General features: G+C 32.9%; 9 protein-coding genes. 6 read left to right on the top strand and 3 right to left on the bottom strand.

The genetic code is table 11. From position 1 onward, the window contains the following. Positions 1–72 precede the first annotated feature (72 nt). The 3 genes from IC221_RS08610 to IC221_RS08600 are packed head-to-tail and all read right to left on the bottom strand — an operon-like array spanning position 73 to position 6519. Positions 73–2532 (bottom strand): glycosyl transferase, encoded by a 2460-nt coding sequence (locus IC221_RS08610; protein WP_188168574.1) that lies wholly within the window; start codon positions 2530–2532, stop codon positions 73–75. Between the two features lie 14 nt (positions 2533–2546). Next, on the bottom strand, positions 2547–4199 hold the full coding sequence (locus IC221_RS08605) for an MFS transporter (protein WP_188168573.1): 1653 nt from the start codon (positions 4197–4199) through the stop codon (positions 2547–2549). A 13-nt stretch (positions 4200–4212) separates the two neighbouring features. Next, positions 4213–6519, bottom strand: coding sequence for a glycoside hydrolase family 3 N-terminal domain-containing protein (locus IC221_RS08600; RefSeq protein WP_188168572.1), 2307 nt, complete (start codon positions 6517–6519; stop codon positions 4213–4215). A gap of 340 nt (positions 6520–6859) precedes the next feature. On the opposite strand from IC221_RS08600, the gene IC221_RS08595 reads away from it, so the two are divergent. From IC221_RS08595 to IC221_RS08570, 6 genes are all read left to right on the top strand, one after another. Then, a complete protein-coding gene (locus IC221_RS08595; RefSeq protein WP_188168571.1) occupies positions 6860–7276 on the top strand; it encodes a PH domain-containing protein in 417 nt (138 codons plus the stop codon). Between the two features lie 393 nt (positions 7277–7669). Then, complete coding sequence (locus tag IC221_RS08590) at positions 7670–8353, top strand: hypothetical protein (RefSeq protein WP_188168570.1); 684 nt, start codon at positions 7670–7672, stop codon at positions 8351–8353. A 30-nt stretch (positions 8354–8383) separates the two neighbouring features. Beyond that, on the top strand, positions 8384–9991 hold the full coding sequence (locus tag IC221_RS08585) for a hypothetical protein (protein ID WP_188168569.1): 1608 nt from the start codon (positions 8384–8386) through the stop codon (positions 9989–9991). A 173-nt stretch (positions 9992–10164) separates the two neighbouring features. Continuing rightward, a complete protein-coding gene (locus IC221_RS08580; protein ID WP_188168568.1) occupies positions 10165–13836 on the top strand; it encodes an SbcC/MukB-like Walker B domain-containing protein in 3672 nt (1223 codons plus the stop codon). A 104-nt stretch (positions 13837–13940) separates the two neighbouring features. Then, positions 13941–14351, top strand: coding sequence for a hypothetical protein (locus IC221_RS08575; protein WP_188168567.1), 411 nt, complete (start codon positions 13941–13943; stop codon positions 14349–14351). A gap of 204 nt (positions 14352–14555) precedes the next feature. Beyond that, entirely contained in the window at positions 14556–15884 is a 1329-nt protein-coding gene (locus IC221_RS08570) for an MATE family efflux transporter (RefSeq protein ID WP_188168566.1), read from the top strand. Positions 15885–15889: the final 5 nt, after the last annotated feature.

The following is a 15889-nucleotide window of genomic DNA, read 5'->3' as shown; positions in this document are numbered from 1 at the left end:
GAGGAAGGTGATATTTAATGCAAAGAAATTAGCAATACGTTTCACCTTCCTCTTCATCTTTTAAGAATTATTTTATCCCATTGTTACGATGACTTCGTGCGTGCCTTTTCCTAGAATTGGAATTAAGTTACCTTCTATTTTATCACCATTCACAAAAATTTCAGCAATTCCTTTACAGACATTGTTTAGGTTTTGAATGGTAATATTGTAAGTGCCACCTCTAAACTTACGAGTTACCGTATATCCTTTCCATTCTTTCGGAATACAAGGATTTATTAAAAGACCGTTGTATTCAGGTTGAATACCTAAAATATAATGCATCAACGTGTAGAAGTTCCATGCAGCCGTTCCAGAAAGCCAACTGTTTTTCCCTTCTCCAGGAATAAATGCATCTTTTCCGGCTATCATTTGACAATACACATAAGGCTCAACTTTATGTAATTGTTGAATATCTTCTAAGTAAGATGGACATATTTTCTTGAAGTAATCAAATGCTTGGTCACCTCTTCCTAATTTTGTTTCACCGATGATAATCCAAGGATTATTGTGACAGAATATACCTGCATTTTCTTTGTATCCTTTAGGGTAAGTAGAAATCTCACCATATTCGATTTTGTATTCTGTAAATGCAGGGTTGTTTAATACTATGCCATAGGGTGTATCTAATCTTTCTTTTACACTATCAAGTGCTTTTTCCACCATACCTTCTTCCAAACCAATTTCGGCCATTGAACACCATCCTTGAGACTCAATAAAGATTTTCCCTTCTTCATTTTCCTCAGAACCGACTTTGTTACCATAGAAGTCATAGGCACGTAAGAACCATTCTCCATCCCAACCTTTTGTTTTTACTGCTTCTTTCATGGCATTCACAAAAGTAACGGCTCTTTCAGCTTCTTCTGATTTTCCTAATTCATGACATAATTGTATGTATTCTGTTCCATAGACCACAAATAAACCCGCTATCATTACTGATTCGGCTTTAGAACCTTCAGTATTATTTTCGGTAGTTTGAAATGATTCATTGGGATCAGATGAAAAACAATTTAGATTGAGGCAATCATTCCAATCGGCTCTACCAATTAATGGTAATCCATTAGGACCTAAATTATTGATAACGTGATTAAACGATATGGTGAGATGATCAAATAACGTTTGTGCTAAACTAGGATCATTATCAAATGGAACCATTTCATCTAAAATAGAAAAATCACCCGTTTCTTTGATATAACTTACTGTTCCAAGAATTAACCACATTGGATCATCATTGAAACCTCCACCAATGGCGTCATTCCCTCTTTTTGTAAGTGGCTGATATTGATGATAACAGCCTCCATCAGGAAATTGTGTTGATGCAATATCAATAATTCGTTCTCTTGCTCTTTCAGGAACTTGATGCACAAACCCAATCAAATCTTGGTTGGAATCTCTAAAGCCCATTCCTCTACCAATTCCCACTTCAAAGAATGAGGCAGATCTCGACATATTAAAAGTGACCATACATTGATATTGATTCCAAATATTGACCATTCGATTGAGGCGGTCATCTTCGTGATCCAAAGAAATAATTGAAAGTAAATCCGTCCAGTACTCAGATAAAGCTTTAAGTGCTTGATCTACCTTTTCAACTGTATTAAATTTTTGGATTAAATCTTTTGCTTTCGTCTTATTGATAATGCCTTTCGATTCCCATTTATCGTCCTCATCGTTCTCAACATATCCCAAAATAAAAATGAGATCTGTACTTTCTCCAGCCTCTAAAGTTATCTCTTTATAATGCGATGCGATAGGAGACCAGCCATGAGCTTCTGAATTTTTAGGAGATCCCTCAATTACTGCTTGAGGGTTTGAAAATTCATTATATAAGCCAATAAATGATTCACGGTCTGTATCATACCCATCTATATCAGCATTCAAATGATAAAAAGCATAGTGATTTCTTCTTTCTTTATATTCTGTTTTATGATATAGAGTAGCTCCGTCTATTTCAACTTCTCCAGTAGATAAGTTTCTTTGAAGATTGTTCTGATCATCTTCTGCATTCCATAAACACCATTCATTATAAGAGAATAACTTGAAAGTTTTTTTAGTGTTGCTCTTGTTAGTTAAGGTCATTTTTTGGATTTCACACCAATGACCTAACGGAACGAAAAATGTAACTTCAGCTTCTAATTCATTTTTACTTCCCTTGATTTTAGTATAACTCAAACCATGTCGGCATTCATACTCGTCAAGAGGTGTTTTAACCGGTTTCCATCCGGGAGACCAAATAGTATCTTCTTCTTTGATATAAAAATAACGACCTCCATTATCCATAGGTACATTATTGTATCTATATCTATTTAATCGTCTAAATTTGGCATCCTTATAAAATGAATAACCGCCAGCAGTATTGGAAACTAAAGAAAAGAAATCTTCATTACCAAGGTAATTAATCCAAGGAAAAGGAGTAGCTGGGTTAGTAATAACATATTCTTTTTGGGTATCATCAAAATAGCCAAATTTATTACTTTTTGCTGTTGTAACTGTCATTTGTATGTCGAAATTTATAATACTTCTTCTAGTACGTCTGCTTGAGAATTATTTTCCTCTAACGAACGTCTTTTGTTTAATTCAATATTGATTCTTTCAAGGAATTTATCATTTAGAGGATACAGGTACATCAACCCCGCAGCCACCACTCCAATGAGTGCAGGCACCCAACTCATTAACATCTTAATACCTGGAATAGCTCCTTCTATGGTAGTGTGATCTAGACCATCATAATGATAAGCACTCAGCACAAAACCGATGATGGCTGCTGCGATACCTCCTCCAAATTTTGTAGCAAAAGAACCTGCGGAATAAACAAGTCCTGTCGCTCTTCTACCATTAGTATACTCTGAATAATCCGCCACATCTCCGAGCATAGCAAAGAAAAGAGTAGGGAATATAGCAGATGCAAACTCAGAAATAATTCCAAGTGTAAAAATGGCAACAATATCTGCAGTTCCACAAAAGAAGAGTAGTGCATTGACGATTGCTGAAAATAATAAAGCGTAGATAAATAACTTTTTCTTTCCAAACTTCTTACCTAATGATGCCGTAATCATTGCTCCACCAATAGACGCGATCGTTAGTGCTATCATATAAGAAGCAGCTAATAATTGATCATTGAGATAATGAGTGAAGTAAATCACCACAATACCTTGTTTGATTGAATTATAGATATTGAATAATAAACCAATGAGTAACAATACAAACCAAGGTCTATTATTTAGTAAATCTTTGAAATCTGTTCCTAAATCTGTCTTTTGTCTTTTTGGAGGAGCAATACGTTCCTTGGTAGTATAAAAAGTAATAAACATGAACAAAGTCAAGAACACACTCATTACGTAAATGGCTGTACTATATCCCTTTTTCTGATTAATGATCGAGAAACTTTCTTGAGTTAGGTTTTCTTCACCAGTTACTGAAAAAGTGTACTCAAAGTCTGCTTCCATTAAAAAGCTTTTACTTGGTGTAATGCTTTGGTCTTCAAAATTAGCATCTTCCCATTGAAAGGAGGCAATGCCGTTTTTGGTTTTGATGTTAGCATTAGGAACATCATTAGGAGCCGAGACGGTAACAAGGTAACTGTCAGCTGTTATTTGTTCTAATTGTATGCTTGGATTGACATTACCAAATGTTGCAACAAGATAAAGCAAAGCACCTTGAACAATCATTCCACCTGTAAAAGCTCCTACCATTCTATAACTACCTAGTGAAGTTCTTTCTTTATCATTTCCTGTCATTACAGCCATTAAAGCTCCATAGGGGATGTTATTGGCAGTATAAATTAATGTAAAAAGAATATAAGTGGTATATGCATAAATAACCTTGCCTTCATTACTTAAATCAGGCGTTGTGAAAAGTAATGATAGAATAGCACCTAACGGTATTGCTGTCCATAATATCCAAGGTCTAAACTTACCATATTTAGATTTTGTTCTATCACCCACAATTCCCATAAATACGTCACTTAACCCATCACTAGATCTAGCCACCAACATTAAAACCCCCACAACAGCGGGAGCAATTCCAAAGACGTCAGTATAAAATATTAATAAAAATGTTGCCACGCCTCTCCAGGCAATATTAGCAGCACCATCACCTAAAGCATAACCAATTTTTTCCTTTATCGATAAAGGTTGATTGGTTGAATTCACATGTGTATTCATTGGTTTTGTTAGTTTATAGGTTTTTTGAATCTAAGAGATGGAATTTTTTCTGAAGTGAGCCACATGTTATAATAAATTCACCGGCTTCTACTACTGGTTTATTATCTTCTCCTATAAATGATAAGTCGTTTTTATTGATTTTAAACGATACTGTTTTAGATTCTCCAGCTTTCAAATTTATTTTCTCAAATCTTCTTAGTCTTTTTACCGACGGAGAAATTGAAGCTACAATATCAGTCGTGTATAATTGCACGACCTCTTTTCCTTCACGTTGTCCTGTATTTGTGACTTTTATACTTACTTCAAGTTCGTCATCAGTAGATATTTTATCTTTTGAAAGCTTCAAGTCTTCATATTTGAAAGTTGTATAACTTAGACCGAAACCAAATTCATATTGTGCTTTTACTTCATGGTTATTATTAATATTTCCATCATTATGAGCGGTAGAGGATGAGAATTTATGATAATAAGGAAGAAGGTCATTTACAAAACGAGGATAAGTGTAAGGTAATTTACCCGATGGGTTGACTTTTCCATAAAGAATATCCGCTAGAGCATTTCCGCCTTCATTACCAGGAAGGTACAATTGAATGACAGCCTTTAGTTGGTCTTCTATCGATGAGATTACTCTTGGACGTCCCTCATTTAACACTAAGATTACAGGCTTTTTAGTTTTAATCATCGCTTCAGCAAGTTTTAGTTGATTAGCAGATAAGGTTAAATCATCTAAATCACCCGGTTTCTCAGTGTAAGAGTTTTCGCCTAAGCATAATAAGATGTAATCCACATTTTTAGCCAACTTTACAGCCTTATCAATATATACAACTTCATCAACTTTATAATCATTATTTCCTTCTGGATATCTCACGCCTTCTTCAAAAAAGATGTTTGTAGATTGGGCTTTTAATGCTTCTACAATCGTATTGTGATCTGCTGCAAACTTATTTGTTTTTTCACCTTGCCATGTATATGTCCAACCACCATTTAACGCTCGCATTGAATTAGCATTGGGTCCCGTCACTAATATTTTTGCACCTTGTTTTAAGGGCAAAATATTATTTTCATTCTTTAATAAAGTAATTACCTCATGAGCAGATTGACGAGCAATTTGATGATGCTTCTCTCCACCATAATCAGGGTAATTTTTATAATCAGTATATGGATTTTCAAATAAGTTAAGTTCAAACTTTAATTTTAAAATTCGTCTAACAGATGCATCAATACGTTCTTCTGAAATTTGTCCTTCTTTGACTAACTCCACTAAATGCTTACTGAATTCAACATCGTAAGGTACCATTGACATATCAATACCGGCAAGAATGGCTTTTTTTACTGCTTCTTTCTTATTTGCAGCAATATGATGTCTTTCTACTAAATTATTAATATCAAACCAGTCCGTTACAATTACACCTTCAAACCCCAATTCTCCTCTCAGAATATCAGTTAAAAGTTTTTTACTTGCATGTACTGGCACACCGTTTACTTCACCTGAATTGACCATTACACTTTTTGCACCTGCTTGAACTGCAGCTTCAAAAGGAGGGAGGAAGTACTCTCTTAAGAATGTTTCGGGAATCCATGCAGGTGTTCTATCTTTACCACTTCTTGGTGCTCCATAACCAATATAATGTTTCAGACATGAAGCAACATGATTAGGGTTATCGATTGCACCTCCTTCATAACCTTTGACTGATTCTGTTCCCATAATAGACTGTAAATAAGGATCTTCACCATAAGCTTCCCACATTCTTGGCCATCTTGGGTCTATTCCTAAATCCAAGGTTGGGTTGAAAGTCCAAGGAATTCCACAAGCTCTAGTTTCGTAGGCTATTATTTCAGAAGATTTTTTGACAAGTTCTGGATTCCATGATGCAGCCATGCTTATTTCTTGAGGAAACATAGTAGCTCCTGCGCTATACATACCATGAATTGCATCAATTCCATAAAGTACTGGGATTTTTAGACGGGTATCATTTGTTGCAACATCTTGAATTGTTTTGATGACCTTATACCATTCCTCAGGAGTTCTCACTTCTCCAGCGGTATTTAAGATTGATCCTACATGATAATTGATTAGTACATCCTTTAATTTATCATGATCTAATGCCCAAGGCTTATCCATTCGAAAAGGACCTTCACCTTTCGAGACTACTTCTAAAGTAACTTGAGTCATTTGTCCCACTTTTTCCTCCAGGGTCATTTGACGTAGTAACTTTTCTATTTTTTCATTTTCCGGATTGCTACTGTTTCCTTTTACTGAGTAAAGTCCTATACCAATAAGTATAAAAAGAAAGATTGCTGTAATTTTGAGTTTGTGCATGTCTAAAAAGTATAATTATGTTATTCATTTCACCTTTACAATTATACCCTAATAATATATTTAAAGCCTATTTCTCTTTCATCTTAATTCTTCAACTCGTAAAAATGACGTAATGAAATTGAGTTAATGTCGTATTATTTTTAAAGACAGAAAAAACATTTTATTTTCACTTAAAAAAATGTCTGTTGAAGCATTTATTCTCATTTTAAATGCATTATTGATAATTTTAATTTTCTTTATGTGATTTTCTTTCTTTAAATGATAGAATTAGTTTTTAATGAAATATTTTGAAAAATGAATTGATATTAGCTAATTGAATTAGAAAACTACATTACTTATTATGAAATACAAATCTAAAATCAACTATCCATTGGCTGCTTTCACAAATCTGTCAGTGATCATTCCATTCCTTCTTTTTCTGGTAAACGAACAGTGGTTAGGTGCAATTTTATTTGCTCCTGTTGTAGCCTTTGTCATACACTTATTTTCCAATACGTATTATATCGTTCAAAACGAAGTCCTAATCATTAAAAGTGGTTTTTTAGTCAATATTCAAATACCAATAAGTGAGATTACTAAAATCAGAATGACGAACTCATTGTTAAGTTCACCAGCTTTGTCTTTTGATCGGCTAGATATTAGATATACGAAATACAGCAATGTGCTAATTTCACCAGAAAATAAGCATGGATTTATTGAAAATTTGATTCAAATAAATTCAGGAATTGATGTTGACCCTAAAATTATGGTGAAGTAAAATTCTATTAATTGCAAGATCATTTTATAATAGGATAATTCATTGATATATCTGTAGTATTGGAATAATTATAAGTCTTACGTTATATAACTAAAATTAAAGATAGGCTGTTAAAATATGTAAACTTTAATTAATGATTTTATCAAAAAAACATATTTAGAAGGAATTTTAAGCAGCATAATAAAAATTTATTCAAAGTAATAAAAGTCAATATATTATACTTTTCAAGGAGAAATATATACCTAAAAATGGGTATTATTATATAAAATAAATATAATTCCTGTTTAAACAATTGAATTGGCATAAAAATTTCTTACATTTCGAATAGGTTAAAAATTGTTACTTTATCTGGAAAAAAAGACTCTTATTTCCAAACTAATTAAACTCTGTTTTATGAATACACTTCGATATTCTCTCTTATTTATGGTCTTTACCTTCGTAGGCATAACTTCAACTTATGCCCAAGAAGATGATGGTCACTTATCTAAAATCGCTATTGGTCTTTCTGCGGGATCACAAGGCGGTGGTCTTGATGTCTCTAAAAATGTACACCCTAACTTTAACATAAAGTTGGGCTTCAACTATTTTAAGCTAGATGATTTTACTCAAACTCTTACTTTTAGTGGTGAGTCAATGAACACTAACATCAACATTGATTTTACAAATGTTGAATTACTAGTGGAATACATGCCATTTAAAACAAGCAGTTTCAAAATTGTGGGTGGTTTAGCTTATTTAGTAGGAAACAATGTTCAAGCAGTTGGTGAATACGCTGATAACGTTACTTTTGGTGAAGTTACACTTGCTCCTGCTGATATTGGAACTCTTGAAATTAAGTCTGAATGGGCTCAAGTAGCTCCTTACTTTGGTATTGGAGTTGGTCGTGCAGTTCCGAAAAGACGTGTTGGTTTTGGTTTTGATATTGGTGCATATTATGCAGGAAGTCCGAAAACAACAATTACAGGTACTCGTCTTTTAGAAGAGATGAGAACTCAACAAGAAACATTAGAAACAAATTTATCGGGTTATAGCTGGTACCCACGTTTAACGTTACGTTTAGCCGTACGTATTAATTAATTTTTTATCCTTAAAAAGATTACTCTTAAAATGAAAAATAAATATACATATCTATTTTCAGCTTTCGCTCTCATGATTTTAGGTGTATTGACACAATGTAAAGACCCATTAGAAGGTTTTGCAATTGCTGTAAATACATCAGTATTTAATCATGAAGCTAATATTCAATTATTTGACCCACAAGACCAAACAAGGTTAGAGGGTAATCAAGTTTTGAATATTGAAATCCTTGGAAAAGACGCTAGCAAAGTGGTAAACAATGCTGGTGATAAAAAATTCGCAGCACAAGATGGTGTAGTGTCTATTGCATTAAAAGATCAAAACCTAACAGAGCCTGCAGAGTTTGTAGTAAAAGTAAGTGGTGAGGACTATTTGACAACAACAATTCCAGTTACAATTGATCCTGAAGATTCTCTTGTAGATCTTTCTTCATTCTTAGTGAATATGAGTAACCCTCCAGAAGGTGTACAAACTGTTAGTGAAAAAACTTCTTTAAGTCAAGGTAAATTAACGACGTCTTTTACAGTAGAAACTCCAACTACTGAGCCTTCTTGTACAAATGTTACAATTCCAGCCGAAACTTCTTTCATGGATGCTGATGGAAATACATTAACAGGAGGTCAACTTGAAGTTCAAGTAGCTAACTTTGATAGCCGTACTTCTGATGCGATTGAGTCATTCCCAGGTGGTTTTGCTCCAACAGAAGTTGTGGATGAAAATGGAGAAACTCAAGATGATATCTCTTTTATTACAGCTGGATTTGCTTCCATCGATATGTATGTTGGAAACAAAGAAGTTAAAGAATTTTCTGCTCCAGTTGAAATTACAATGCAGGTCAATTCTGATTATGTAAATCCAATTACAGGTGAAGGTCTAAAGGTAGGAGATAAAATTCCGGTATGGTCATATAGTAATGATGATGGTACATGGGAATATCATACAGAAGGTACAGTTTCACAAGGAGAAAATGGTTTAGAAGTAATTTATGAAACTACTCACCTTTCTTGGTACAACTTGGACTTCTATGGTACTCGTTGTAGAACAGGTAGTTCAACTGTAACTGTAAACCTTCCAGGTGTTACTGCAGATGATGGTTATAGACTTTATTCAGATATTGTTTATGCTGGTACAAGTCAACCAATCACAAGCTGGTCAGGTAAAACGACAACATGGTACGATGGTAAAACATTTAACTACTACAATGCTCCAAGTAACGTAAACGTTCAAGTTGTTGTATATTCTGGTACTAGCCGTTATAGAAAAGGTGAGCTGTTATATACTTCTGAACCATTTAACTTATGTAGTGGTGCAGAAGTTTCTATTCCTGCAAGTCAATTCATCAGTCAAATTCCAAAATTAGAAAATGTAACAATTGACTACACTGGATACTGTGGTGATAATATTGTAGAACCTTCAACATACTTATATATGTATGATCCAAATTATGGTTATTGGAGATATGTAGGATATGTTTACAAAGGTAGTATTACAATTTATGGTGTAGAGCTTAACCGTCCATATAAATTTAGAGTGTACTATAACAACCGTGCTTACGAACATGAGTTGACATTAACTAGTACTTATATGGTAGATGATAGTTACGAAATCCCAGATACATTCTGTAACAGATTCTTCTAGGAAGAATTAGAAAATACAATTAGGCTACTTTAAGGAATTTAAACCTTGAAGTAGCCTTTTTTTATGCAAGTTGAATTTGATGAACCTGCTTTTTTCTCAGTGTTTTTTGATTTCTGTTGTTGCTTTTAGGACTTCAGTGTACTAATTTTAATTTTCCCTTTTAGCAGTAGATCATGAAAATACTAAAGATAGAACTTCAAAATATAAATTCTTTAAAATCTGAAATACCAATTATTATTGACTTCGAGGACAATGCGTTTCTTGATACAAATCTTTTTGCAATAACAGGTAAAACAGGTGCTGGAAAATCAACAATTCTTGATGCTATTACCATTGCGTTATATGGTAAAGTAGCTCGATTAAATAAAACAAGTATTTATGAAGTGGTATCTAAAGGTGCTATTGCCGGGCACACAAGGGTAACTTTCGAAAATGAAGGTGTAATTTATAGTGCCTATCGCTCAATGGCGTTATTAACCAAATCATTTAAATTGAGGAAAAAACCTTTGGATGAGTATGAACTAAGTATACAATCCGGGGAACGAAAAGGGCAAATACTAGCGTCTTCAAAAACAGAAATGACTGCAGTTGTAAAAGATATTGTTAAGCTTTCTTTCGAACAATTTTGTAAATCAGTTCTAATTGCTCAGGGAGATTTTGCCTCTTTTCTAAATGCGAATGAAGTAAAAAAAGGAGAATTACTTCAGGAGATTACAGGAGAAGATATTTATAAGCAAATAGGTTATGAGGTACAAAACAGAGTGTCTACTGAAAAAATTAAATTAGAAAACTTAAAAGCAAAGGTCAATACAGAACATTTATTGAGTGATGAGGATAAGAAAAAACTAGAAGAAAGAGTATTACTGATTCCTGGATTAGAAACAGAACTCAATCTTAAGATTAGTAATACCACAAAGAAACTTTCAGTTTTTGAGGAGAATAAGCAATTACAAAATGAAGAAGAAATACTACAGTCTACATTCGAATCTTTTAAAGAAAAGAGAGAAAAACAACAATCTTTATTAGGTCAACTTTCTGAAATTGAAAAACTTACACCTATTTTTCAGGAGATCAATTTACTTGAAAGGAGTCAGAAACAACGTTTCGAAAAAGAACAGACATCATTCAATCTTTCAGCATCATTTGAATTAGCACAAGAGAGTTTAAAGAAATCGAATAAACTTTATAAGGAGGACTCTCAAGGTTTAGAAGAGACTAAACTTAAGTTTGAAGAGTGGAAACCTATTTATAAAGCAGTTGAAAAAATTGAAATTGAAATTGAGACCGAACATCATTCACTAACTAAGCTAGGGCAAGATTTTAAAGATAAAAAAGAGCAAATCACTTTAAAAGAGAAAGACCTTCAAACGTTATCAGAAAATATTTCTGCGCTGGATAAGAGGATCGAAATAGGTGAGGAGTATATACTTGAAAATAAAAAGTACAAGGAACTAGAACATCATTTTGAGGAATGGAATGCAATTACATTAGATTGGAAAAATGCAATTGATCGAAAGCAACAAAATAATGATAAGATAAACGAAACGGTTCAATCACTTGATAAAATAATTGTTCAATTAGAAGAAAAATCAAGTTTAAATAATCAATTAAAAAAGAAATATGAATCAGTAGAAAGTCAAGCTGATAAATATGAAGAAGTTGAACAAAAATTACTTGAAGAGTTAGAATTTTTAGATGATAAAAAATCAAAGAAAACGTCTTTAGAGGGTGCTTTAAAAATCACACAAAATTACAGTAAGTTCAGGCTAGAGATTCATGACTTAGAAAAAGCATTGGATGAACTTCAAGAACAAAAAATATTGGTTTCAAATGAGCTATTTAAGACTACAGAAACAAAGAAAGTAGCTAAGCAAAGTTTTGATGATCAATTTAAGATCTTGTCTTTGCAGAAAGAAATTTTATCCTTTGAAAAAGAACGTGAGAAATTAATAGAAGGTGAAGCTTGTAAGCTCTGCGGATCAACGGAACATCCTTTTGTGGAGGAGTATAAAGATAAATCATTGATTCAATCTGAAGAAAGTGAATTATTAAAAAGAGAAAAAGAACTAATTGAAATTACAGGAGAGGAGCAAGAACTAATTCAAAAAGAAACTCGACTTATTGAATCGATAAAAAATAAGGAAAGTGACCTGAAAAGGTTAAAAGTGAATCTAGTAGAAATTGAGAGTGATTTTAAAGTTTTGAAGCTTGATTTTTCTATTAATGCTACTTCTGAAATAAATGATAAGTTAAATGTAATTCTTCAATCTATCAAAAGTAAAACTCAGGTAATTCAGGATTTGAAAGAGGAGAAAGAAGCTATTTCAAATTTAGTGAAGGAAGCGAAGGTATTGCAGGAAAAGTTGCAATCAAATCAACTAGAAATTTCAAGATTCTCTGAACAAAAAAATCACCTTTCTCAATCTATTGAAACGCTTAAAAATGAAATAATTAGTTTAAGTGAAACTATTGAAAAATGTAAAGCAAAGATTAAAGGTCAGTTAGAAAAGTACAATTATGAAGTGATTGAATATGATGAATGGGTATCTACATTTAATTTGTTCAAAACAAATTGTAAAAACTACTTGGATGCATTAGAGAAATTGAAAAAACTGAAGGGTGAGGTTGAAAACAACAAAATCTTAGCAAAAGAAAAGCAGTCTGTATTTGCGACTGATCAAACTGAATGCATTAGGATAGAAAAAGAAATAAATACTTTAAATTTAAAAATAGAGAGGCTCAAAAGGGATAGAGGTGAAATTTTACCTTGGGAAGTAAATCTTCAGAAGGAGAATAAAAGACTTGAGGATTTAATCCAATTGAAAATAAATCAAAAAGAAAAGACCGAAAAAGAAAAGGTTACAGTAGAGAAGGAGTTGAAAGGAATTGAAGCAAAACAAGAAATTCTATTGAAAGATATTTCTCTTCTTTCTGAAGAAATAAATGAAGTAGAAAAATCGGTAAATGATTGGTTGAAAACTTCTGATTTTGAAAATATTTCTGAAATTAAATCTAAAGCTATTACAGAAGAGGAATTAAACTATTTGAGAGTGATTAAGGAAGAAATTAATAAAGAAGAAATTCAACTAAAAGAAAGACAAAGAGCTTTTAATGAAAAAAATAGTACTATTAATAGCAAGCTCGCTGATATACACGAAAAAGAGGATGACCTAGAACTTCAACTTTCAGAAGATAAAAAATTACTTACTTCTATTTTAGAAGAAAAAGGAGAGGCGAAAGCCACTTTAGAAAAAGACCAATCACTTCGAAATGATCAAACAGAATTAGTAGAAAAAATAGGAATACAAGAGGAAGAATATTTAAGATGGTCAAGACTGAAATCTGCTTTGGGTGGAACAAATGACTCCTTCAATAAATTTGCCCAACATTTGACATTGAAAAACCTATTAGTATTAGCTAACAGACACCTTTCAAAAATGAATAAAAGGTATACGTTGCAACTTAAACCTATTGAGTTTAGAGCAAATGCTATCCCTAAGTCATTTCTTACCTTTGAAATGATAGATCATCACCTTGCAGATATGCCTCGATCTGTGGATACAGCGAGTGGTGGTGAAAAATTTATGATCAGTTTATCTTTAGCATTAGGACTTTCAGATCTCTCTAGTAAAAATGTACAAATTGATTCGTTATTTATTGATGAAGGTTTCGGTACACTTGATGAGACAACACTTGAAGATGTCATTTATGCTCTAAATACGCTTCAAACCGATGGTAAAATGATTGGTGTAATTTCTCATGTTAAGACTTTAAATGAAAGGCTAGGAACTCAGATAAATGTGACAAAACATAGTGGAGGTGTAAGTACAATAGAGATTCACTAACTTGAAAATATTATGATGCATAATTAATCATTTTAGAAAGGTTAATATAATTGAATAGTGATTTATATATGAACCATTTTTCATATATTTCGTCATAATCAATTATGGGAAAAAGACTTTTATATATAGTTAATCTATCACTTGCATTTGTAACATGCATGATCACCTTTTTGTTGATGAACGAGGAGGAGAAGGAAAGCTGTTGCAAATTAAAAGATGATCCCCATAAGATTGAAATAACTAAAGAACACAAGATTTTTTCTACCCAAGGCAATCAAACACAGTGTTGTTTACCTCAAGACCACAAACCGATTGCCAACACAGTTATTTCAATTCATTCTCCTTTTAGTGCCTTATTTTTAAGTACTTTCGATAATGACACTACAGTCATTACAGCTAAAAAGCACACTCTCAAAGAAAAGAAAGATAAAAAGGCAGTTAAAGATTATAGAGCAAGTTTTTTATCCAAAAGGTTAAGTAGATATATCTTTTGGCTATGCCGCTTATTGCTATAAGTCCATTCCTTAATTACATCATCGGCATGATATAACATTGTATTTATCATGTGATTAGTATTCAAAAATTAATACTTTAAATTAAAAATATGGTTGTAAACTCCTATCAAGTTAAATTGATAAGGGTGAATTAGTGTGCTTATTCATTATAAAATCAAGCACTTTTACGATCATTGGAATGGAACTTTTCATACCAAAAAATTAATGAAAAAAGATTTAACGAAGGGTAATGTATTTCAAAATATTATTACCCTAGCGTTACCTATCATTACATCTTCGTTTTTACAATTTGCCTATAATTTTACAGACATGATCTGGGTAGGTAAATTAGGTAGTGATTCGGTAGCGGCAGTAGGAACGTCAGCGTTTTTCCTACAACTATGTTGGGCCATTGCGTCCGTTTTTATACTTGGAACAGGAATTTCTGTCTCACAACAGATTGGGTCAAAGAACTACACAAGAGCTGAAAAAATTAGTAGGGAATCACTGATTGGGTTAGGTGCAGTGGTCACATTGATGCTTGTATTGATCCAAACTATTCCTGAGTATTTAATAGGGTTCTTTAACCTAAATAATTCCATCGTTGAAGATCTTTCAGTCTCTTATTTAAAAGTTGCAGGTTTGGGTCTTTTCTTCTCTCAAGCAGTCTTTTTGTTTACCTCTATTAGTAATAGTCGTGGAGATAGTAAAGCACCCATGAAAATTACCATGATTGGTGTCGTCATTAATATCATATTAGACCCAATCTTTATCTTCTTATTTGACTTTGGAGTAATAGGAGCCGGAATTGCCACTGTTATTTCCCAAATGATTTCTTTTGTGATTTTTTACAGAAGATCATTTACAAATTTCTTCGGAAAGGGAACGTTTGAAGTGACTTTTGATGAGATCTACAATACAATACGTTTAGGGATTCCAACTTCCATTCAAAGGATTGTTTTTACTGTGATTGGAATTATTATGGCAAGAATTGTTGCTCAATGGGGGAGTGATGCTATTGCAGCACAGAAAATTGGTTTACAGATTGAATCAATGACCTTTATGATAACCGGAGGATTGATGGGAGCAATGCTATCATTCACTGGTCAAAATTATGGTGCTAAAGCTTATGATAGAGTACATGAAGGTTATCAGACTGCTATCAAAATTGCAGTGGTTTTGGGCTTGTTAATGGGAATACTATTTTATTGTTTCCCAGAATTCTTTGTCCGTTGGTTTGTGATGGAAGAAACAACAGTTGCCATAGGAGCAAGTTATTTGAGAATTATCGGCTTGTCTCAAGTATTTATGACAGTGGAAATGGTGACATCAGGTATTATAAATGGACTGGGGAAAACAAAAATTCCAGCTTCTATTAATATCACTATGACGGTGATCAGAGTTCCAATGGCTCTTTATTTATCACAAGAACATCTGTTTGGAATTAATGGTGTTTGGATGTCCATTGCTATTAGTACACTATTAAGAGCGATTAGTCTTAGTGTGGCTTATTATTCCATTCAGAAAAAAATGACCCTTTCAACGACTTACTAAAAAAA

This window comes from Flammeovirga sp. EKP202, assembly GCF_014534745.1.
Taxonomy (GTDB): Bacteria; Bacteroidota; Bacteroidia; order Cytophagales; family Flammeovirgaceae; genus Flammeovirga.
This window is presented reverse-complemented; position numbering and strand designations above follow the sequence as displayed.